At 69.8% G+C, this 21,302-nt stretch carries 20 protein-coding genes and 1 tRNA gene; 16 read left to right on the forward strand and 5 right to left on the reverse strand.

What is annotated here, in order from left to right:
- Positions 1 to 121 precede the first annotated feature (121 nt).
- Entirely contained in the window at positions 122 to 1,159 is a 1,038-nt protein-coding gene (locus tag CQ393_RS03155) for an AraC family transcriptional regulator (RefSeq protein WP_153190173.1), read from the reverse strand.
- A 121-nt stretch (positions 1,160 to 1,280) separates the two neighbouring features.
- Between CQ393_RS03155 and CQ393_RS03160 the strand changes: the two genes are divergently transcribed.
- The 4 genes from CQ393_RS03160 (at position 1,281) to CQ393_RS03175 (ending at position 7,730) form a co-directional block, all read left to right on the forward strand.
- On the forward strand, positions 1,281 to 2,498 hold the full coding sequence (locus tag CQ393_RS03160; protein ID WP_153190174.1) for a parallel beta-helix domain-containing protein: 1,218 nt from the start codon (positions 1,281 to 1,283) through the stop codon (positions 2,496 to 2,498).
- Between the two features lie 10 nt (positions 2,499 to 2,508).
- Positions 2,509 to 3,639 (forward strand): SO2930 family diheme c-type cytochrome, encoded by a 1,131-nt coding sequence (locus CQ393_RS03165; RefSeq protein ID WP_153190175.1) that lies wholly within the window; start codon positions 2,509 to 2,511, stop codon positions 3,637 to 3,639.
- 82 nt (positions 3,640 to 3,721) lie between these two features.
- Complete coding sequence (locus tag CQ393_RS03170; RefSeq protein WP_194269571.1) at positions 3,722 to 6,193, forward strand: TonB-dependent receptor; 2,472 nt, start codon at positions 3,722 to 3,724, stop codon at positions 6,191 to 6,193.
- 127 nt (positions 6,194 to 6,320) lie between these two features.
- On the forward strand, positions 6,321 to 7,730 hold the full coding sequence (locus CQ393_RS03175) for a coniferyl aldehyde dehydrogenase (protein ID WP_153190177.1): 1,410 nt from the start codon (positions 6,321 to 6,323) through the stop codon (positions 7,728 to 7,730).
- A gap of 265 nt (positions 7,731 to 7,995) precedes the next feature.
- Here the strand turns inward: CQ393_RS03175 and CQ393_RS03180 are convergent, their stop codons facing one another.
- Both CQ393_RS03180 and CQ393_RS03185 read right to left on the reverse strand, forming a co-directional pair.
- A complete protein-coding gene (locus CQ393_RS03180) occupies positions 7,996 to 8,472 on the reverse strand; it encodes a phasin family protein (protein ID WP_153190178.1) in 477 nt (158 codons plus the stop codon).
- A 91-nt stretch (positions 8,473 to 8,563) separates the two neighbouring features.
- Positions 8,564 to 8,839, reverse strand: a complete 276-nt coding sequence (locus CQ393_RS03185) for a polyhydroxyalkanoic acid system family protein (RefSeq protein WP_153190179.1) — start codon at positions 8,837 to 8,839, stop codon at positions 8,564 to 8,566.
- Positions 8,840 to 8,958: 119 nt separating this feature from the next.
- Between CQ393_RS03185 and CQ393_RS03190 the strand changes: the two genes are divergently transcribed.
- The 4 genes from CQ393_RS03190 (at position 8,959) to aroA (ending at position 13,740) form a co-directional block, all read left to right on the forward strand.
- Positions 8,959 to 9,762 (forward strand): FHA domain-containing protein, encoded by an 804-nt coding sequence (locus CQ393_RS03190; RefSeq protein ID WP_343199479.1) that lies wholly within the window; start codon positions 8,959 to 8,961, stop codon positions 9,760 to 9,762.
- Positions 9,763 to 9,888: 126 nt separating this feature from the next.
- Positions 9,889 to 10,974 (forward strand): phosphoserine transaminase, encoded by a 1,086-nt coding sequence (gene serC / locus CQ393_RS03195; RefSeq protein ID WP_153190181.1) that lies wholly within the window; start codon positions 9,889 to 9,891, stop codon positions 10,972 to 10,974.
- Positions 10,975 to 11,028: 54 nt separating this feature from the next.
- Positions 11,029 to 12,198 carry a prephenate dehydratase gene (pheA, locus tag CQ393_RS03200; protein ID WP_153190182.1) on the forward strand — a complete coding sequence of 390 codons (1,170 nt, stop codon included), beginning with the start codon at positions 11,029 to 11,031 and terminating at the stop codon, positions 12,196 to 12,198.
- Between the two features lie 231 nt (positions 12,199 to 12,429).
- A complete protein-coding gene (gene aroA / locus CQ393_RS03205) occupies positions 12,430 to 13,740 on the forward strand; it encodes a 3-phosphoshikimate 1-carboxyvinyltransferase (protein ID WP_153190183.1) in 1,311 nt (436 codons plus the stop codon).
- A 65-nt stretch (positions 13,741 to 13,805) separates the two neighbouring features.
- Here the strand turns inward: aroA and CQ393_RS03210 are convergent, their stop codons facing one another.
- Both CQ393_RS03210 and CQ393_RS03215 read right to left on the reverse strand, forming a co-directional pair.
- A complete protein-coding gene (locus tag CQ393_RS03210; RefSeq protein WP_153190184.1) occupies positions 13,806 to 14,354 on the reverse strand; it encodes an energy transducer TonB in 549 nt (182 codons plus the stop codon).
- Positions 14,355 to 14,484: 130 nt separating this feature from the next.
- Complete coding sequence (locus tag CQ393_RS03215) at positions 14,485 to 15,135, reverse strand: energy transducer TonB (RefSeq protein ID WP_153190185.1); 651 nt, start codon at positions 15,133 to 15,135, stop codon at positions 14,485 to 14,487.
- Between the two features lie 128 nt (positions 15,136 to 15,263).
- Between CQ393_RS03215 and serS the strand changes: the two genes are divergently transcribed.
- The 8 genes from serS to CQ393_RS03255 all read left to right on the forward strand — a co-directional run bounded on the left by serS (position 15,264) and on the right by CQ393_RS03255 (position 21,089).
- Positions 15,264 to 16,544, forward strand: a complete 1,281-nt coding sequence (gene serS / locus CQ393_RS03220; RefSeq protein WP_153190186.1) for a serine--tRNA ligase — start codon at positions 15,264 to 15,266, stop codon at positions 16,542 to 16,544.
- Positions 16,545 to 16,765: 221 nt separating this feature from the next.
- Positions 16,766 to 17,773, forward strand: a complete 1,008-nt coding sequence (locus CQ393_RS03225) for a LysR family transcriptional regulator (RefSeq protein WP_153190291.1) — start codon at positions 16,766 to 16,768, stop codon at positions 17,771 to 17,773.
- A 69-nt stretch (positions 17,774 to 17,842) separates the two neighbouring features.
- Positions 17,843 to 17,932: transfer RNA gene (locus tag CQ393_RS03230), tRNA-Ser, on the forward strand.
- A 63-nt stretch (positions 17,933 to 17,995) separates the two neighbouring features.
- A complete protein-coding gene (locus CQ393_RS03235; protein WP_194269572.1) occupies positions 17,996 to 18,460 on the forward strand; it encodes an acetyltransferase in 465 nt (154 codons plus the stop codon).
- Positions 18,457 to 18,969, forward strand: coding sequence for a tRNA adenosine(34) deaminase TadA (gene tadA / locus CQ393_RS03240; RefSeq protein WP_153190188.1), 513 nt, complete (start codon positions 18,457 to 18,459; stop codon positions 18,967 to 18,969). The genes CQ393_RS03235 and tadA overlap by 4 nt, the downstream gene beginning before the upstream one ends.
- Before the next feature lie 89 nt (positions 18,970 to 19,058).
- The gene (gene orn / locus CQ393_RS03245; protein WP_153190189.1) at positions 19,059 to 19,643 is read left to right on the forward strand and encodes an oligoribonuclease; all 585 of its coding nucleotides are present in this window, start codon (positions 19,059 to 19,061) and stop codon (positions 19,641 to 19,643) included.
- Between the two features lie 5 nt (positions 19,644 to 19,648).
- Positions 19,649 to 20,503 (forward strand): EcsC family protein, encoded by an 855-nt coding sequence (locus CQ393_RS03250; protein WP_153190190.1) that lies wholly within the window; start codon positions 19,649 to 19,651, stop codon positions 20,501 to 20,503.
- 49 nt (positions 20,504 to 20,552) lie between these two features.
- Positions 20,553 to 21,089 (forward strand): GNAT family N-acetyltransferase, encoded by a 537-nt coding sequence (locus CQ393_RS03255; RefSeq protein ID WP_153190191.1) that lies wholly within the window; start codon positions 20,553 to 20,555, stop codon positions 21,087 to 21,089.
- Positions 21,090 to 21,302 lie beyond the last annotated feature (213 nt).

The raw sequence follows: 21,302 nt of genomic DNA on the forward strand, positions 1-21,302 counted from the left end.
CGGATCAGGACAACCGCCTGGAGAGCGCGTGGCGGTATGCCGCGCAAGCGGGACTCGCCGCGCTGGCGCTTTGTCGGCATCGATCCAAGCCGGTACCAGCGCGCTGTGCCGTCTCGGCCAGTCAGCCGGTGGAGCGCCGCGCCTGGCTCGGCGCGCGCCCGGTCCAGCGCTTGAACGCGCGGCGGAATTCGCGCGCGTCGTTGAAGCCCAGCTGGCCGCCGATGGCGACGATGCTCAACTTCGGGTCGCGCAGCAGTTCCATCGCATGGTTGGTGCGCACGCGGTCGTGGACCGCGCTGAACGAGGTGCCTTCCTCGGCGAGCTGGCGCCGCAGGGTGCGTTCGCTCAGGTGCAGTTCGGCGGCCATTTCGGCCATCTGCGGGTTGTCGCGCAGGCGCATGCGCAGGTGGCTTTCCAGCGCGGCGGTGGTTTCGCCGCACGCCGGCAGCGCATCCAGCTGCATGCGGCACAGGGTCAGCACCTGGTTGGAGGTCACCGGGTTGTAGCTGGCGAACGGCAGTTCCAGCCAGCAGCGTTCGATCACCATCGCGTGCCGGGACTGGTCGAAACGCACGTCGCAGCCGAACACCTCGCGGTAGCGCTGCGCATAGCGCGGCGCCGGGTAGCCAAGTTCCAGGCGCAGTGGGCGGAAGCCGGGGCCGACCAGCTCGTGGATCAGTTTCAGCACGCTGGAGAACAGTTCCTCGCACAGGAACGGCAGCAGGTCGCAGGCCTCGTCCGGCGCGGTGGCGACCGCGGCCAGGCAGTCGGTGTCGCGTTCGGTCAGCGACATGTCCATCAGCGCGCCGCTGCTGCGCTGGTAGGCCAGGCCGATGCGCACCGCTTCGCCGAAGTCGGGCGCGGTCTTCATCGCCAGCCCGAGCAGCCCGAAGTTGCCCAGGTTCTGCCGGCTGCCCAGTTCCAGCCCGAGGCCTTCCATCGACAGCGCAAGCAGGGCGCGGCGGATCACGGTACTGGCCTGGCGGTAGGACATGCGCGTGTCGGGCAGGCTGATTTCCGCGGGCTGCAGGCGGGTTCCGGCGAACCAGTCGTCGCAGTCCACGCCCCGCTCGGCGGCCAGCTGCATCAGGCCGCAGAGGATGTTGGTGGGCCGGTCGGCGACGGACAGGCGATCACCGATTGCGGTGTTGAAACGCATCCGAAATCCTTCCGATTGTCCGTTTTGCCCCCCTTTGTATGCCGCTTCGGCCCTTCGCGCAACGCGTCAATACGCACCAGACTGCGGCGCAGACTTGGCGAGCACGTACGGGAGAGAATTCATGCAATGCAGCATTTTTGTCGGCACGATCGGCGCTCTTGCGCTCCTTCTCTCCGGCTGCCAGAAGGCGCCCGACACGCCGGCGCCGGCGCCCGGCGATGCCGGCTTCGCCAAGGTGCTGCAGCAGAAGCTGCTGGACGCCAAGCCCGGCGACGTGATCGAGGTGCCCGAAGGCATCTTCCAGTTCGACCGCAGCCTCAGCCTGCGCGTGGACAACGTCACCCTGCGCGGCAAGGGCATGGACAAGTCCATCCTCAGCTTCAAGGGCCAGAAGGCCGGCGCCGAAGGCCTGCTGGTGAACGCCGATGGCTTCACCCTGGAGAACCTGGCGATCGAGGACAGCAAGGGCGATGGCTTCAAGATCAGCCAGTCCGAGAACGTCACCATCCGCGGCGTGCGCGTGGAATGGACCGGCGGCCCCAAGACCAGCAACGGCGGCTATGGCCTGTACCCGGTGCTGTGCAGGAACGTGCTGATCGAGAACTCGGTGGCGATCGGCGCCTCGGATTCGGGCATCTACGTCGGCCAGTCGCGCGATGTGATCGTGCGCAACAACCGCGCCGAGCGCAACGTGGCCGGCATCGAGATCGAGAACACCATCAACGCCGACGTGTACGACAACGTGGCCACCGGCAACACCGGCGGCATCCTGGTGTTCAACATGCCGGCGCTGACCCAGCAGGGCGACGCGATCCGCGTGTTCAAGAACAAGGTGGTGGAGAACAACCACGACAACTTCGGCGCCAAGGGCACGCCGGTGGCCAGCGTGCCGGCCGGCAGCGGCGTGGTGATCAACTCCAACGACAACATCGAGATCTTCGACAACGACATTACCGGCAACCAGACCGCCAACATCATCGTCTCCAGCGTGTATTCCACCGGCTACAAGGACGACAAGGCCTCCGGTGAGTTCGATCCGTACCCCGAGCGCATCCACGTGCACGGCAACCGGCTGTCCGGCGGCGGCGATTCGCCCGACCGGATGGACTTCAAGGCGCTGAAGGTGGCGATGTACGGCCTTACCGGCAGCTTCCCGGACGTGCTGTTCGACGGCTACGTCAACCCGCAGCGCAAGGACGGCCCGCAGATCTGCCTGCGCGACGTGTCCGGCGTGCTCAACGCCGACGGTCCCGGCGGCTACAAGAACCCGAGCAAGGACGCCAGGCCCTACGACTGCACGCTGCCGTCGCTGCCGGCGGTCGACCTGAAGCGCGGTTGAGGTGGCGCGCATGTCGTTGCTCCGCTCCCTGCCGGCGCTGGCCGCGCTGCTGATGCTGGCCGCCTGCGCCCGCACCCCGGCGCCGAAGCCGGTGCAGTTCTTCGCCGAGGGCATGCCCGAGCGCCTGTCCGACTGGAGCGTGCTGTACGTGGCCGACGGCCGGCTGCGGCTCAACGCCCAGGTGCTGCCCTACGACCTGGACTCGGCGCTGTTCACCGACCACGCGCACAAGCTGCGCACGGTGTGGATGCCGGCCGGCACGCCGGCGCGCTACCAGCCGGACGAGGCCATGGATTTCCCGGTCGGCACCATCATCAGCAAGACCTTCTACTACCCCCGTGGCGAAGGCGACACGGTGCTGCGCAGCGAGGACACCGGCCCCGAGCCGGACGGCGGCCTGACGCTGGCCAAGGTGCGGCTGGTGGAGACGCGGCTGCTGGTGCGCCGCGCCTCGGGCTGGGTCGCGCTGCCGTACGTGTGGAACGCCGAACAGAACGAGGCCCGGCTGATGCGCACCGGCGAGCTGGTGCCGCTGACTCTGGCCGGCGCGGACGGCAAGCGCCAGCAGCTGGAATACCTGGTGCCGGACGAGAACCAGTGCGCCGGTTGCCACGGCACCGACCTCAAGTCCAAGCAGATTTTCCCGATCGGGCCGAAAGCGCGGCACCTCAACCACGACTTCGCCTACGCCGGCGGCAAGGCCAACCAGCTGCGGCACTGGCAGGACGTGGGCTATCTGGCCGACGTGCCGGCCGGCGAGCTGCCGCGCAACGTCGCCTGGAACGACGCGCAGGCGCCGCTGGAAGCGCGTGCGCGTTCGTACCTGGACATCAACTGCGGGCATTGCCACAGCCAGAAGGGCGCGGCGCGCACGTCGGGCATGTGGCTGGATTCGAACACCCACGATCCGCTGCGGGTAGGCCGCTGCAAGCTGCCGATCGCCGCGGGGCAGGGCACCGGCAACCGGGCCTGGGACATCGCGCCCGGCAAGCCGGACGATTCGATCCTGACCTACCGCATGGAAAGCACCGACCCCGGCGTGATGATGCCGGAGCTGGGGCGCAGCATCGTCCACGAGGAGGGCGTGGAACTGATACGGCAGTGGATCGCGGCCATGTCCGCGCAGGAGTGCGGCGCATAGGCAGGTGGTTGGAACAGGCACACGGCCCCGCATCGCCGCGCGGAATCGACGTGAGGGGAACTCAATGGGAAAGGGGAACTCGATGACGTACAACAGATTGACGCGTGGTGTCCGCAAGGCCCTGCTGACTTCGCTGCTGGCATCGCCGGCGCTGGCCGCGCAGGCGCAGCAACCGCCGCCGGCGCCCGCCCAGGCCGAGGCCATCGAACTGGACCGGATCGTGGTCACCGCGCAGAGCCGCGAGCAGGAACTCAAGGACGTGCCCATCGCCCTGCAGGTGGTGGGCGAGAACGTCATCGAACAGACCATGGCCGAGAACCTCGGCGACCTGGACAGTTTCGTTCCGGGCCTGTCGGTCAGCGACGACCAGCCGACCCAGGCCGGTTTCAAGCTGCGCGGCCTGAGCACCGGCGATTTCGGCATCGGCACCGATCCCACCGTCGGCGTGTACGTGGACGGGGTCTATGCCGGCCGCGGCGGCGGCACGGTGCTGCCGTTCCTGGACGTGGAGCGCATCGAAGTGCTGAAGGGACCGCAGGGCACGCTGTTCGGCCGCAACACCGCCGCCGGTGCGGTATCCATCGTGACCAAGCGCCCCGGCAACGAGCTCGAAGGCCGTGCGCGCGTGCGCATGGGCAATTACGGCAAGCAGTATTTCGACGGCATGCTCAACCTGCCGGCCGGTGAAACCACGGCCTTCCGCCTCAATGCCATGAGCAGCCAGACCGATGGCTGGATGAAGGACGCGGCCACCGGCAAGCCGCTGGACGATGGCCGCAACTGGGCCACGCGCGCGGCGCTGCGCTGGGACATCGGCGACAACACGCAGATGCTGCTCAGCTGGGACCACGAGGACCTGGACCAGCGCTCGCGCCCGGCCATCGGCATCGTCGCGCTGCCGCCGGCGCCGGACGTGCCGCCGGTGCCCGCCGACCCGGCGCGTTACCAGGACCCGTTCGGCCACGCCGCGTACACCGACGTGCCCGACAACGACGAGACCCGGAAGTTCGATGGCGCGACCCTGATCCTCGACCACGCCTTCGAGTGGGGCCACCTGAGCTCGATGACCTCCTGGCGCACCTTCGACACCTACAACCGCGCCGAGGAGGACGGCACCAACCGCCGCGAGCTGTACCTGGACACCATCAACATCGAGGACAACACCACCTGGTACCAGGAGTTCAAGTTCAGCGGCAACACCGAGCGCCTGGACTGGGTGGCCGGTGCCAGCTGGTTCCAGGAGAAGGCCAGCCAGTCCAGCGTGGTCGACCTGACCAGCGACAGCATCAATACCGCCGCCGCCGGCCTGTATGGGATGCCCCTGTTCGGCATGCTGCAGCAGGCGGCCGATTTCTACGGCATCCCCGTGCAGCTGTTCGGCCATCCATGGCGCGAGTCGTACGACAACACGGTGGACGCCACCGCGTATGCGGCGTTCGGCGACGTGATCTGGCACGCGACCGACAAGCTGAACCTGACCTTCGGCCTGCGCTATACGCGCGACGAGAAGAAGTTCACCTGGTTCAACGACTACCACCGCGCCGACGCGCTGAACCAGGCGCTGCAGACGCTGGAGCAATACGGCGTGCTGCCGCAGCCGGTGCCGTGCGAGGCGCTGGGCCTGTGCGCCATGGACGAGGACGGCGATGGCCTGATCCCGATCGACGCGGCGTTCCTGGCCGGTTTCGACCTGGCCTTCAGCGACCCGATCTCGATGGCCAACAAGGGCGTGACCAACCGCGCCAAGAACGCGTGGAGCGACTGGAGCCCGCGCCTGGTCGTGGACTACCACCCGTCCGACGACACCATGCTGTTCGCCTCGGTGGCCAAGGGCTACAAGGCCGGCGGCTACAACGTGTTCTCGCCGGGCGCGGCCTTCGACAACGAAAGCGTGTGGAACTTCGAGGCCGGCATCAAGCGCGACCTGCGCGAGCTGCGCATCCAGTACGAAGCCTCGGCGTTCTATTACGTGTACGACAACCGCCAGGCGATCCGCTTGGACACCTCGGCCGACATCCCGCGCTACGTGGTCAGCACCAGCGACCTCACTGCGCGCGGCGTGGACTTCAGCGCGCGCTGGCAGGCCACCGACCGGCTGAGCATGGATTTCGCCGTGGAGTGGATCGATTCGACCTACAAGGATTTCGTCACCCCGGACGGCATCGACCTCAGCGGGCAGCCGACCGGCGAGGCGAACCTGTCCTTCGCCGCCGGCGCCGCCTACACCGTGCCGCTGGGCGAATACGGCGACCTGATGTTCTCGGCCCGCCATTCCTACGGCGGCCGCGGCCGCTGCAACTCCGGCTCCTCCAGCCAGGGCAACTGCGGGCGCTACGCCACCTTCACCATCGGCGAGGAGCGCAACCGCACCGACCTGTACCTGCGCTGGCGCTCGCCCTCCACGCAGTGGAGCGTGGCCGCCTACGTCAACAACGCGTTCGACAACCGCTACGTCAACGGCCTGTACACCTATGGCACCACGGTGGTCGGCACCACCGCCGCCGGCATCAGCGAACCGCGTTTCTACGGCATGGAACTGATGTACCGGTTCTGATCCAACGCCACATGCCGTAGCCGCCGGCACTGCCGGTGCTGGCGCAAGCCTCCGCATCCACGATGGATGCGGAGGCTTCTCCTGCCGCGGCACCGCCGGAATCGACGCCCCTCGTAGACTTGGACGCATGGACACCAACGCCACCACGCCCCCCGCCGAACTGCGCCCGACCCTCGACCGCCTGCGCGCCGCCTGGCAGGCGCACAAGCCGGACCACGCGCAGCGCAGCGCCGACCTGCTGCGCCTGCGCGAGGCCCTGAAGCGGCGGCTTGACGAGATGGCGGCCGCCATCTCCGCCGACTTCGGCCATCGCTCGCCGCACGAATCGCGCATCGCCGACGGCATGACCGTGCTCAACGAGATCGACCACCTGCGCCGGCACCTGCGCCGCTGGATGAAGCCGCGCCGCGTCGGCGTGGGCTGGCGCTTCTGGCCGGCACGCGCGGAGATCCGTCCCGAGCCGGTCGGCGTGGTCGGCGTCATCGCGCCGTGGAACTACCCGGTCAACCTGGCGCTGATCCCGCTGGCGACCGCCATCGCCGCCGGCAACCACGCCTACCTGAAGCCCTCCGAGCACACGCCGCGCACCAGCGCCTTCCTGCGCACGCTGTTGGCCGAGGTGTTCCCGGCCGACCGCGTCGCCGTCGCCGAAGGCGGCGCGGACGTGGCCGGCGCCTTCGCCGCGCTGCCGTTCGACCACCTGGTATTCACCGGTTCCACCGCGGTGGGGCGCAAGGTGATGGCCGCCGCCGCGCCGAACCTGACTCCGCTGACGCTGGAACTGGGCGGCAAGTCGCCGGCCATCGTCTGCGACGACTACCCGCCGGAGCAGGCCGCCGCGCGGCTGGCGACCGGCAAGTGGTTCAACTGCGGGCAGACCTGCATCGCCCCGGACTACGTGCTGGTCGACGCGGCGCGCCGCGACGCGCTGGTGCAGGCGCTGCGCGAGCAGGTGCGCGCGCGCTACGGGCAGGGCCTGGCCGGCAACGGCGACTACAGCCGCATCGTCAACGACGGCCAGTACGCGCGGCTGCAGGCGCAGGTGGACGACGCGCGCGCGCGCGGGCTGGAGGTGATCGTGCTGGGCGAGGCCGATCCGGCCCAGCGGCTGTTCCCGCCTACCCTGGTGCTGGAGCCGGGCGAGGATGCGACGGTGATGCAGGAGGAGATCTTCGGCCCGGTGTTCCCGATCCGCAGCGTGCGCTCGCTGGAGGAGGCCATCGCCTACGTCAACGCGCACGACCGGCCGCTGGCGCTGTATCCGTTCAGCCACGACCGCGCCCGCGTTGAGACGATCCTGCGCAATACGCTGGCCGGCGGCATCTGCGTCAACGACACGCTGTTCCATTTCGCCATCAACAGCCTGCCGTTCGGCGGCATCGGCCCCAGCGGCATGGGCGCCTACCACGGCCGCAGCGGCTTCGACGCGATGAGCAAGCAGTTGCCGATCCTGTGGCAGGCGCGGCGCACCGGCGGCGACCTGCTTAAGCCGCCCTATCGGAAGGCGCAGTGGCTGATCGATCTGATCGTGCGCTAGCCAGAGGACATGGATCGGCGGCGCGGGGTCGCGCACGCGTTCGGACGCAGGGGCGCTGATGGAACTGGAGCGTGGACGCTCCGGACGGACTGAAGGAATCGTCCGGACCGCTCCCGGCATCGCCCTTCGGTGACCGCCAGGTTGCGGCCGATGGACGGCGGGCACAAAAAACCCGCCATCCGGAGCCGTGAGGGGAGGGAACAAACGGCGCGGTACTGCTGGCGGGTCGGGTCGATTCTTGCTCAGTTGATGTTGCTTTGCAACATCATGGTTTTCCGGGCGGCTGCGGCGACGTGGACTGGGACGGGGTAGCGTGGGCCTCGGCGCGGTTCAGGCGGTGGTTGAGCGCGTCCAGGCGCGCATTGAGCGCCTCGATGTCCGAGCGGCTGGGAATGTCCATGCGCCGCAGCACCCGCTGCACGCGGTCCTCGAAGGATTTCTCGACCCGGTCCCAGGTGCCGGCCGCGCGTTCGCGGGCATTGCCCAGGGTGGACTCGACCGAGTCGCGCAGGCTCTCGCCGCGCGCGGAGTCCTCTCGGCTGCGCGCCTCCATCGATTCGCCTTCCCGGACCAATGAGTCGAATAGCCGGCTGCCCTCGGCCTGGGCCCGCGACAGCGCGCCAAGTCCGGCCAGCCATACCTGCTGCGCCGATTCGCCCAGGCTGCGGCCGGCACGCCCGGTCCGGTCATGCGCGGCGCCGCCCGCGTCGCGGCCGGCATCGTGGTGTTCGTGGGTGTTCATGGTGGCGTTCCTCTGTGCTGGCGACCGGGGAACACCGTAGCGGCGGCGATGCCTGCGCGGCGTGATGGAATCCGGCCCGGGGCGCTTTCGTTCAGCCCAGCTTTTCGGCCAGTACCCGCTGGATCTCCGATTCGACCATGCCCTTCATCGCCGACAGCAGGAAACCCAGCTCGGCCTTCACCCTTACCGCGCCGGGCAGCATCTCGATCGCGCCGTCGACGCCGGAGCGGGCGAAGTGCAGGGTGTCGCCCTCCCAGCGGGCATTAACCTCGAAACGTTCCTGCAGCTTGCGGGCGACCTCGGCGATGGCCTCGCGCGCGCGCTCTTCGGTCAGGGAATGGGCGTGGCGGATGTCGATGGTGGACATGCAGGTCTCCTGGCAGCTGGCGTGGAGTTGAGGGTGCGGCATTGTGCGGACACGCGCGGCGCAGTCCAAGTCCCGCGCCTACCTTCTGCATGTCCTGCCAACCTGCTAGGCTGCCGCCGGTGCGCACCCTGCAAGTCCATTTCAGCAATCGCCAGCAGCCCGATCAGCCCCTCGCGCCGGGGGTGCAGCGCATCGTCCGCGACGCCAGCGGGCAGGTCCGGCTGGGCGACGACAGCGTCGGCCCGCTGCTGCTGGCGCGCTTCTGCACCGACGAACGCGGGGTCTGGCTGCAGGTGGCCAGCGGCCGCCGCGGCATCCACGTCAACGGCCGCCCGGTGCGGCGCATGGCGCTGCTGCGCGCCGGCGATTCGGTCTATGCCGACGGTGTGGAGATGCTGCTGCGCGGGGAGTGCGAGCCCGTCGCGCAGCCGCCGGCGGCCGGCGGTGAGGAAGGCGAGGACCTGCGCGTGCTGCTGCGCGGCGTCGGCGGCCGCCATCACGGGCGCTGCTACACCCTGGATCAGCCCCGCACCATTGGCCGCGACAGCGCGGTGGACATGGTGATCGACGACCCGGTCTTTCCCGAGCAGCAGGCGCGCTTCGAGCGCCATGGCGAGCGGGTGCTGCTGCGCGACCTGGGATCGCCGGAAGGCTGCCGGGTCAACGGCGTCGCGGTCCGCCATTGCTGGCTGCAGGGCGGTGACCAGGTGGTGTTCGACGGCAACCAGCGCTTCGTGCTGGAGGTGCCGCTGGATGCGCAGTCGGCCCGGTTCCCTGTCGTCGGAGACGCGGATGGGATGGAGGAGGGCGAACCCGCCGCCGACGTCCCGCCGCCGCCTGCACGGCGCTGGCCATGGCTGCTGCTGAGTGCGCTGCTGCTGGGCGGCGCGCTGAGCGCGCTGCTGTTGTTCGGCGCCCGCTGAGCCCTGCGTTCCTCGCCATGCATGCCCCTGCTGCACGGGCGGATTGGCTGCAGATGCAACTTTTCCGCTGCCCCCAAAGCCTGTTGCGCTGCGGCATACTTGCGGTTCCCCTTGGACAGGTGTGACATGACGCGCGCGTTCAACTTCAGTGCCGGCCCCGCGACCCTGCCGGAATCGGTCCTGCGCCAGGCGCAGGCGGAGATGTTGGAATGGAACGGCGTGGGCGCGTCCATCGTGGAGATCAGCCACCGCAGCGCCGAGTTCGTGGCGGTGGCGGCGCAGGCCGAAGCCGACCTGCGCACCCTGCTCGGCATCCCCGACGATTACGCGGTACTGTTCATGGGCGGCGGCGCGACCACCCAGCAGGCGCTGCTGCCGTTGAACCTCGCCGCGGCCGGGCAGCGGGTGGACTACGTGGTCAGCGGCCACTGGGGCAAGACCGCGGTCCGGCAGGCGCGGCCCTACGTGGACGTGAATATCGCCGCCGACGGCGAGGCCGGCGGCTTCCGCGACATTCCCGCGCGTGCGCAGTGGCGGCTTTCCGACGATGCGGCCTACGTGCACATCACCGCCAACGAGACCATCCACGGCGTCGAGTTCCGCGAGGTGCCGGACGTCGGCGCGGTGCCGCTGGTGGCCGACTTCAGTTCCTCCATCGCTTCGGAGCCGATCGACGTTTCGCGTTATGGCGTCATCTACGCCGGCGCGCAGAAGAACCTCGGCCCGGTCGGCATCGCCGTGGTCATCGTCCGCCGCGACCTGCTCGAACGCGCCGGCCAGCCGCGTGCGGACATCTTCGATTACCGCTCGCACGCGGCGCGCGATTCCATGCTCAACACCCCGCCGACCTGGAACTGGTACCTGCTCGGCCTGACCGTGAAGTGGATGCTGGCGCAGGGCGGCACGGCCGAATTTGCCCGCCGCAACGCGGCCAAGGCGTCGCTGGTCTACCAGACCATCGACGGCTCCGGCGGCTTCTACCGCAACGAGGTCGCGCCGGCGGTGCGGTCGCGCATGAACATCCCCTTCTTCCTGCCCAGCGCCGACCTGGACGCACGTTTCGTCGCCGAGGCCAAGGCCGCCGGCCTGCTCGCGCTCAAGGGGCACAAGGCCGTCGGCGGCATCCGCGCCTCGCTGTACAACGCCATGCCGCTGGAAGGCGCGCAGGCGCTGGCGGCGTTCATGCACGACTTCCAGCAGCGCAACGGCTGATCCGCACACTCCCGCCGCGCGCGCCGCGCCGGCCCGCAACAGGTAGACCCGACCATGGCATCCAAGCCACCCAAGACCGCCGCTAAGGCGAAGCCGGCACCGGCGAAGAAAGCCGCCGCCAAGCAGACCGCCATCACCGTGGCCAAGCCGGTGCTGGCCGACGTGCGCGCCAAGATCGACCAGATCGACCGCAGCATCCAGGCCCTGATCGCCGAGCGCGCGCAGTTCGCCCACCAGGTCGGCAAGGCCAAGGGCAAGCTCGCTGCCGCCGTCGACTACTACCGGCCCGAGCGCGAGGCGCAGGTGCTGCGCATGGTGGTCGACCGCAACGAGGGCCCGCTCTCGGACGAAGTGCTGGTGCACGTGTTCCGCGAGATCATGTCGGCCTGCCTGGCGCAGCAGGAGCCGCTGAAGATCGGCTACCTCGGTCCGGAAGGCACCTTCAGCCAGCAGGCCGTGCTCAAGCATTTCGGTCGCTCGGCGCTCGGGCTGCCGCTGGCCAGCATCGAGGAAGTGTTCCAGGAAGTGGAAGCGGGCAACGCCGATTTCGGCGTGGTGCCGGTGGAGAACTCGGGGCAGGGCACCATCCAGATCACCCTGGACATGTTCCTGACCTCCAACCTCAAGATCTGCGGCGAAGTGGAACTGCGCGTGCAGCAGTTCCTGATGTCGCGCAGCGGCCGGCTGGAGGACATCGAGCGCGTCTACGCGCACCCGCAGTCGTTCATGCAGACCTCGGCGTGGCTGCGCGCCAACCTGCCCAGGGCCGAGAAGGTGCCGGTGTCGAGCAATGCCGAGGGCGCGCGCCGCGCGCGCAACGCCGACGACGCGGCGGCGATCGGCGGCGAGAGCGCCGGCCATGTCTACGGCCTGAAGAAGGTGGTGACCAAGCCGATCCAGAACGATGCGGACAACACCACGCGCTTTTTGGTGATCGGCCGCCAGTTCTTCCCCTCCTCGGGCCACGACCGCACCTCGGTGCTGGTGTTCATCCACGACAAGCCCGGCGCGCTGTTCGACGTGCTCAGCCCGTTCGCGCGCCATGGCATCAGCATGAACCGCATCGAGTCGCGGCCCTCGCACCAGGCCAAGTGGGAATATGGTTTCTTCATCGACCTGGCCGGGCACATCGAGGACGCATCGATGCAGGCGGCGCTGGCCGAGCTCAAGGCGCATTCGGCCGAGATCAAGGTGCTGGGTTCCTACCCGGTCGCCGTGCCGTGATCTGAACGCCCCTCTCCCCCGGGAGAGGGGTTGAGGGCAGGGGCGAAGCCTCCTCGCAGCCCTTGATCCTCGAGGCTTCACCCGTAACCCCATCCGCCCTTTGGGCACCTGCATGCGGCACATCCCTGTGCCGTACCCTCCGGGCGGCGTCGCCGTGCAGTCCGGCATCCCTGCCGGACTGTCTCCCCGCCGGGAGGGAGAAGGAACAATGGACAACCAGAGAGATCGCGCATGACTTCCCAGCCCCACTGGATCGCAAGCAAAGGCCGGCCCCTGCAGGGCACGCTCGACATCCCCGGCGACAAGTCGGTCTCGCACCGGGCGGTGATGTTCGCCGCGCTGGCCGATGGCGTATCGCGCATCGATGGTTTCCTCGAGGGCGAGGACACCCGCGCCACCGCCGCGATCTTCGCGCGCATGGGCGTGCGTTTCGAGACGCCGTCGCCGTCGCGGCGCGTCGTGCATGGCGTCGGCGTCGACGGGCTGAAGGCGCCGGACGGCGAACTGGACTGCGGCAACGCCGGCACCGGCATGCGCCTGCTCGCCGGCCTGCTGGCCGCGCAGCCGTTCGACAGCGTGCTGGTGGGCGACGAATCGCTGTCCAAGCGGCCGATGCGCCGCGTCACCGGCCCGCTGGCGCGGATGGGCGCGCGCATCGACACGCAGGACGACGGCACGCCGCCGCTGCGCATCCACGGCGGCCAGCCGCTGCACGGCATCGACTACGAACTGCCGGTGGCCAGCGCGCAGGTGAAGTCGGCGGTGCTGCTGGCCGGACTGTACGCACAGGGCGAGACCTCGGTGGCCGAGCCGCACCCGACCCGCGACTACACCGAGCGCATGCTGCGCGCCTTCGGCGTGGAGATCGATTTCGAACCGGGCCGGGCGCGCCTGCGCGGCGGCCAGCGGCTGCGCGCCACCGACATCGCGGTGCCGGCGGATTTTTCCTCCGCGGCGTTCTTCATCGTTGCCGCCAGCGTCATTCCCGGCTCGCACGTGCGCCTGCGCTCGGTGGGCCTGAACCCGCGCCGCACCGGCCTGCTGGCCGCGCTGCGGCTGATGGGCGCGGACATCGCCGAAGAGAACCATGCCGAGCACGGCGGCGAGCCGGTGGCCGACCTGGTGGTGCGGCATGCGCCGCTCAAGGGCGCGGAGATTCCGGTGGAGGTGGTGCCGGACATGATCGACGAGTTCCCCGCGCTGTTCGTTGCCGCCGCCGCGGCCGAAGGCCCGACGGTGGTGCGCGGCGCGGCCGAGCTGCGGGTGAAGGAATCCGACCGCCTGGCGGCCATGGCCACCGGCCTGCGCACGCTGGGCCTGCGCGTCGATGAGACCGACGACGGCGCCACCATCCATCCCGGCACGCTCGGCAGTGGCACCATCGAAAGCCATGGCGACCACCGCATCGCGATGGCCTTTTCCATCGCCGGCCAGTTGAGCGAGGGGCAGGTGCGGATCAACGATGTCGCCAACGTGGCGACGTCCTTCCCCGGCTTCGACCGCCTGGCGCGCGAGGCCGGTTTTGCCTTGACGGTCGCCTGACCGCCGGCGGGAGATGCGCGAACGGGCCGGAAGCATGCCGCTTCCGGCCCGTTCGCATTCCGCGGTCAGCGCTCGGCGTGGAAATCCACCGGGACGCGGACCACGCTGGCGACCTCGCGGCCGTTGCGGATGGCCGGTTCGAAGGTCCAGCCGCGCACCGCGTTCAGCACCGCGCGGTCCAGGTCGCGGCTGCGCGTGCCGCTGCGCGACACGATGCTGGCGTCGGTGACCTTGCCCTGCGCATCGATCTGCAGGTTGGCCACGACGCTGCCCTCGACGCCGGCACGCAGTGCGGCCGGCGGGTAGGCGGGCGAGGCGTTGCCCGCCAGCGGGCGCGCCTGGCGATCACGCACCAGCGGTGCCGGCTTGCGCTGGTCCTGCGTGGCGGTCGGTGCGCGTGTGACGGCCGGTGCGTCGGTCGCCGGGGCCACGACGACCGGTGCGGTTTCGTTGCCGAACGGTGCGGCGGGGACCGGCTCGCTCTGTCGCCGCACCAGCGTCAGTACGCCGATCAGGATCGCCAGCACCAGCGCGGCCCATAGCCAGGGCGAGGTGGCGTGGCGCGGTTGTCCGTCAGGGGCGGGATGCAGTTCGTGGGCATGGGTGGCACTCATCGTCAGGCTCCTTATGCGTCCAGTGACGCCTGGAGTCTGGCCCGATGCGCGGCCGTGGTGGTCAGCGTGGCGTAAAGACGCGGCCCGCGGGTGCGCCGGAGTTCAGGGTGCGGCGCAGGCGGCGTTCAGATTACTGGCCGGGCTGGAAGTCGAAGGGAATTTCCAGACTGCCGACCATCGGCTGGCCGTTGCTCTGCGCCGGCTGGAAGCGCCAGCCGCGCACCGCTTCCAGCGCCGCGCGGTCGAGGTCGCGCGAGCCGCTGCGCTGGATGATCTTCGCGTCCAGCGGCATGCCGCCGGCGTCGACGTCCACGCGCACCACCACGGTGCCGCTCTCGCCGCGCCGCAGCGCGGCCGGCGGATAGGACGGCGGCGGGCTTTGCCCCGGCAGCGGCACCGGGCGGTCGCCGGGGGCGGCTGCGGTGGCAGGCGGCGCGACGGGACTGGCCGGCGCGGTGGTCGCGGGCGTTTCCGGCAGCGGCTGCGGCGCAGGCGCGGTGTCCACCACCTGCGGGGCTTCTTCGGCCGGCGCTTCCGGGCGCGCATCGGGCATGTCGCTGGCGCCGGTACCGGCCGGCAGCGGTTCGGGCAGGGGCATGGCCTCGTCGGCCTGGACCTGCGGCTGCGCCGGATCGGCCCGGTAGAAGTCGTTGTGCCGGCGTGCGTTCAACCACACCGCCACGAACAGCAGCAGGCCGATGCCGAAGGCGATGCCGGCGATCTTCAGCGCGTTGCGCGGCAACTGGAAGGTGATGTTCTGGTCGGAGCGGGAAGCGGGCATGGGCGGCGCGGGCGAGGAGGCTTGACCGGAAGGAACGTCCGGATTCTGGCACAGGACGGTATCGGCGCGCGGCAGAGCGGCGCGGTTCGGGCGATAATCGCGTTCCGTATCCGTTTACAGTGCCGCCCATGCTCGATCCCGCCCTTCTCCGACAGCAGCCCGCCGAACTGGCGCAACGCCTGCGCGACACGCGCGGCTACGAACTCGACGTGGCCGCGATCGAGTCCCTGGAGACCGACCGCAAGCGCATCCAGGTGCGCACGCAGGAACTGCAGAGCCTGCGCAACAGCCGTTCCAAGGCGATCGGCCAGGCAAAGGCCAAGGGCGAGGACGTGTCGGCGATCATGGCCGAGGTCGCCGGCTTCGCCGACGAACTGAAGGCCTCGGAAGTCCAGCTGGACGACCTGCGCGCCCAGATCGAGGCGCTGTCGCAGGGCATTCCCAACCTGCCGGCCGACGACGTGCCGCGGGGCAGGGACGAGAACGACAACGTCGAGCAGTCGCGCTGGGGTACGCCGCGTACGTTCGATTTCGCGGTGCTCGACCACGTCGAACTCGGCGCCCGCAACGGCTGGCTGGACGGCGAGACCGCGGCCAAGCTGTCCGGCGCGCGCTTCACCGTGCTGCGCGGGCCCATCGCCCGCCTGCACCGCGCGCTGGGCCAGTTCATGCTGGACCTGCACGTCAACGCGCACGGCTACGAGGAAACCAACGTGCCGGTGCTGGTCAACGCCGACTCGCTGCGCGGCACCGGCCAGCTGCCCAAGTTCGAGGAAGACCTGTTCAAGACCGCGCTGGGCGATGCCACGCGCTACCTGATCCCGACCTCGGAAGTGCCGCTGACCAATATCGTGCGCGACGAGATCGTCGAGGCCGAGCGCCTGCCGCTGCGCATGACCGCCCATTCGATGTGCTTCCGTTCCGAAGCCGGCAGCGGCGGCCGCGACGTGCGCGGCATGATCCGCCAGCACCAGTTCGAGAAGGTGGAACTGGTGTCGGTGTGCCGCCCGGAGGACAGCGAGGCCGAACACCAGCGCATGACCGCCTGCGCCGAAACCGTGCTGCAGACCCTGGGCCTGCCGTACCGGCGCATGCTGCTGTGCACCGGCGACATGGGCTTCTCGGCGATCAAGACCTACGACCTGGAAGTGTGGCTGCCCTCGCAGCAGACATACCGCGAGATCTCCTCGTGCTCGAACTGCGGCGACTTCCAGGCCCGGCGCATGCAGGCGCGCTGGCGCAACCCCGCCACCGGCAAGCCGGAACTGGCGCACACGCTCAATGGGTCCGGCGTGGCCGTGGGCCGGGCGATGATCGCGGTGATGGAGAACTACCAGAACGCCGACGGCTCGATCACCGTGCCCCAGGCGCTGCGCCCCTACATGGGCGGCGTGGAGCGGATCGGCTGAGGCCGGCCGCTGCCGTTGTCCGCGCGAAGGCCCGCAGCGATGCGGGCCTTTTGCTCTGCGCCTCGCCGGGTAGGAGCGACTTCAGTCGCGATGGGGCTGTGCCGGTAAAGCCCCGTCGCGACTGAAGTCGCTCCTACAGACATGGGGCTGGATACAAGACTGTTTGCGGCCTGATTTGTAAAATCAGGACAAAGGTGGTTGAATTCGTGGATTCGTTCCAGTTGTGGGATCAATCCATGCAGGACCTCAACGACCTCTACTACTTCGCGATGGTGGTGGATCATGGCGGCTTCGCGGCCGCCGAGCGTGCGCTGGGCATCCCCAAGTCGCGCCTGAGCCGGCGCATCAGCCAGCTGGAGACCGATCTGGGCGTGCGCCTGCTGCAGCGCTCGACCCGCCGCTTCGCGGTGACCGACGTGGGCATGAGCGTGCATCGCCACGCGCAGACCATGCTGGCCGAGGCGCAGGCCGCACGCGAGGTGGTGGACCGCCTCAGCGCCGAGCCGCGCGGGCTGGTGCGCGCCAGCGTGCCGGTGTCGCTGGCGCAGATGCAGTTGCCCAAGCTGCTGCCGAAATTCCTGGAGCAGTACCCGAAGGTGCGCCTGCAGCTGAACATCAGCAACCGCCGCGTGGACATCATCAACGAAGGCTACGACGTGGCCCTGCGCGTGCGTTCGCGGCTGGACGACGACGGCAGCCTGGTGATGCGCAGCTTCGGCCAGGTGCAGGAACTGCTGGTGGCCAGCCCCAGGTACCTGGACCGCGCCGGCCGGCCGAAGACGCCCGAAGACCTGGCCAGCCACGTCACCCTGAGCATCAGCGAGGACGAGGCGCGGCAGCGCTGGGAACTGCACGGCCCGGGCGGCGTGGTCAGCCGCGTGGACCTGCAGCCGCGCGTGGCCGGTTTCGATTTCCCGCTGCTGCAGAGCATGGTCAAGGACGGGTTCGGCATCACCATGCTGCCGGAAACGGTCTGCGCCGAAGCGGTGCGCAACGGCGAACTGGAAGTGGTGCTGCCGGACTGGTCGCTGCCGCAGGGCATCTGCCATGCGGTGTTCGCCTCGCGCCGCGGGCTGCTGCCGGCGGTGCGGGTGTTCATCGATTTCCTCGCCGAGCACCTGCCGCCGCAGCTGGAGGCCTCGCGCCTGGACTGCGGCGGCGCCTGCGAGCGCGCCAAGGAAAAGATCCGCGCCTCGACCATGGGTGCGCTGGCGATCGAGGCCGGTTGAGCAGAATCGATGGCGGCGTGCGAGAATGCGCGCCCCCGGCCGGTGCCCAGGCATCGGCGCGACAGTCACGGGCAGATGGCCGAGCGGTTTAAGGCACCGGTCTTGAAAACCGGCGAAGGGTCAAACCTTCCGTGGGTTCGAATCCCACTCTGCCCGCCATCCCGACGGCCCGGGCGCATGCCGCGCCGGGCGCGTTCCCGGGACTCTTCCGGACTTTCGACCATGCCGACACTGCGTCCATCGCGCCCGCAAGACGGCGCCCGCGTCATCGACATCTGGCGCCGCGCCGTCGATGCCACCCATCACTTCCTCGCCGCCGCCGACCGCCAGGCCATCGAAGCCGAGGTCCGCGCGTTCCTGCCCCAGGCGCCGTTGCTGCTGGCAGTGGACGTAGACGACCTGCCGCTGGCCTTCATGCTGGTCGTGGACGGCCACATGGAAGCGCTGTTCGTCGATCCGGCGCATCACGGCCGCGGGTTGGGATGCCGGCTGGTGGCGCAGGCGCTGGGCGAGCATCCGCAGCTGGGCACCGACGTCAACGCGCAGAACCCGCAGGCGATGGCGTTCTACGCGCGGCTGGGCTTCGTCGAGACCGGGCGTTCGCCGCTCGACGGCCAGGGGCGGCCGTATCCGCTGGTGCACCTGCGCCATGCCGGCGTGCCCTGCGTATCGGAAGACGCACGATGAACGCACCCGCCGCCGGGCACGATCCGGAAACCGACGCGCGCTGGATGCGCCACGCATTGGCGCTGGCCGAGCGCGCGCAGCGCGAGTTCGACGAGATCCCGGTGGGCGCGGTGCTGGTCGGGGCCGACGGGCAGCTGCTGGGCGAGGGCTGGAACCTCAACATCGCCCGCCACGATCCCAGCGCGCACGCCGAGATCGTGGCGATGCGCGAGGCCGGCGCCCGGCTCGGCAACCACCGCCTGGTCGGCTGCACGCTGTACGTGACGCTGGAACCGTGCGCGATGTGCGCGATGGCGCTGGTGCACGCGCGGGTGGCGCGCGTGGTGTACGCCGCCACCGACCCGAAGACCGGCGCCTGCGGCAGCGTGTTCGACCTGCTGGGCGATGCGCGCCACAACCACCGCGTCGAGGTCGCCGGCGGCGTGCTCGCGCGCGAAGCGGGCCTGCGCCTGACCAACTATTTCCGCGCCAAGCGCGGCCGGCCGCTGCTGCCCGAGGACGGCGGCTGACGCTTCGGGAGACCACGCGGCGCGGCGTATCATGGGCGCCCGATCCGGGCCGGCGCCGCTGCCGCCGGTCCCCCTGCACGAGGCGCTACATGACGGACAACAGCACAGACAACGACCGGTTGATCTGGATCGATCTGGAAATGACCGGGCTGGACACGGACAACGATTCGATCATCGAGATCGCCACCGTGGTCACCGATGCCCAGCTCAACGTGCTGGCCGAAGGACCGGAATTGGCCATCGCCCATCCGCTGGAGACGCTGGAGGCGATGGACGAGTGGAACCGCAACCAGCACCGGCGTTCGGGCCTGTGGCAGCGCGTGGTCGAGAGCGAGGTCGCGATGGGCCAGGCCGAGGCGCGCACCATCGCCTTCCTGCAGGACTGGATCAAGGCCGGCGCTTCGCCGATGTGCGGCAACTCCATCTGCCAGGACCGCCGTTTCCTGCACCGGCAGATGCCGCGCCTGGAGCGCTATTTCCACTACCGCAACCTGGACGTGTCCACGGTCAAGGAACTGGCCCGGCGCTGGGCGCCGGCGATCGCCGCCGGCGTGGGCAAGAATTCCAGCCACACCGCGCTGAGCGACGTGCACGACTCGATCGCCGAACTGCGCCACTACCGCCGGTACATGGGCGCGCTGGCCGGGCTGCCGGGTGTGCCCGAACCGGCCTGAGCGCGATGGGCGAACTGGTGTCGACGCTGGCCGACAGCCCGCAGGACATGGCCGACCTGCGGCGTGCGGTGGCGCTGCTGGAAGCGCCCACGCTCAGCGCGCGCATGGCCAACCTGGTCGGTTCGCCGCTGGAGTTCGCGGTGCGCCGGCTGCCTGCGGGTGTATCGAAACGCATCCAGGGCGCGACCGAGGCCGCGCTGCACAAGGCCGCGCAGGCCGCGTTGTGGAGCATGGACAAAAAGCAGCCCGGCAAGCCGGCCTCGCCGCGGCTGCACAAGCTGGCGGCCGCCGCCTCGGGCGCGCTGGGCGGCGCCGGCGGCCTGCCCGCGCTGGTGGTGGAGCTGCCGCTGTCCACCACCATCATCATGCGCGCGGTGGCCGACATCGCGCGCAGCGAAGGCTTCGACCTGGACGACTTCGCCACCCGCCAGGCCTGCCTGGAAGTGTTCGCGCTGGGCGGCAACTCGGGCGGCGACGACGCCAGCGAGACCGGCTACTACCTGGCGCGCGGCTTCACCACCGAGCTGATGCGGCACCTGTCGGCGGAACTGGCCGGCACCACGCTCAGCGGCAGCCACGGCCTGCTGCTTGGGTTGGGGCCGAAGGAAGCCGGCAAGTGGCTGGCGCGGATCGTGGAGAAGGTCGCCGCGCGCTTCGGCGTGGTGGTGTCGGAGAAGTTCGCCGCGCAGGCGGTGCCGGTGATCGGCGCGGTGGCCGGCGCCACCTTGAACACCCTGTTCACCGGCTACTACCAGGACATGGCGCGCGGGCATTTCATCGTCCGGCGCCTGGAGCTCAAGCATGGTTTCGAGACCGTGCGCCTGGCCTACGGCGCGATCAGCGGGCGCATGACCGCCTGACCCCGCGCAGGGTGGTAGCGTGGCGGGCCGCAACATGGAGCGCCCTGCGATGAGCATTTTCGACCTGCGCGTTGAAACCGAGCGGCTACTGCTGCGGCCGGCGTCGGCGGAGGATTTCGACGCGTTCGCCGAGTTCTGCGCCGACCCGGTGGCGATGGCGCACCTGGGCGGCGTGCAGGCGCCGTCGGTGGCCTGGCGCGGCCTGGCCACGTTGACCGGCAGCTGGCAGCTGCTGGGGTACTCGATGTTCTCGGTGATCGAGAAGGACAGCGGGCGCTGGGTGGGCCGGGTCGGGCCGTGGCAGCCCCATGGCTGGCCGGGACCGGAAGTGGGCTGGAGCATCGTGCCGTCCTGCTGGGGACGTGGCTATGCGCCCGAGGCCGCGCGCGCGGCCATCGACTGGGCGTTCGACGCGCTGGGCTGGGACGAGGTGATCCATACCATCGCGCCGGACAACCACAACTCGCAGGCGGTCGCGCGCAAGCTGGGTTCGCGGGTGCTGCGCGCCACGCGCCTGCCGCCGCCGCACGAGGTCGACGTCGAGGTGTGGGGGCAGTCGCGGCAGGCGTGGCAGGCGCGCCGCTGAGGCATCGTTTCAACTGCATCCATTGCTGGGCGGGCGAGTGTGGTCCACGTCGGTTGGCCGGTGCCCGATGCGTCGCCGCCGTGGCTGGCGGTATCGCGCCGCAGCGCGCCGGCCTCCGCGGTGGATTTTGCTGCGGTCGCAGCTTTACCAAACGCCCCCGATTCCGGTCAGATGGCCGGATCGCCTGCCAGTCGGCGGTGTGGGGAATCGTGT

The organism is Stenotrophomonas sp. MYb238 (assembly GCF_009496535.1).
GTDB lineage: Bacteria > Pseudomonadota > Gammaproteobacteria > Xanthomonadales > Xanthomonadaceae > Stenotrophomonas.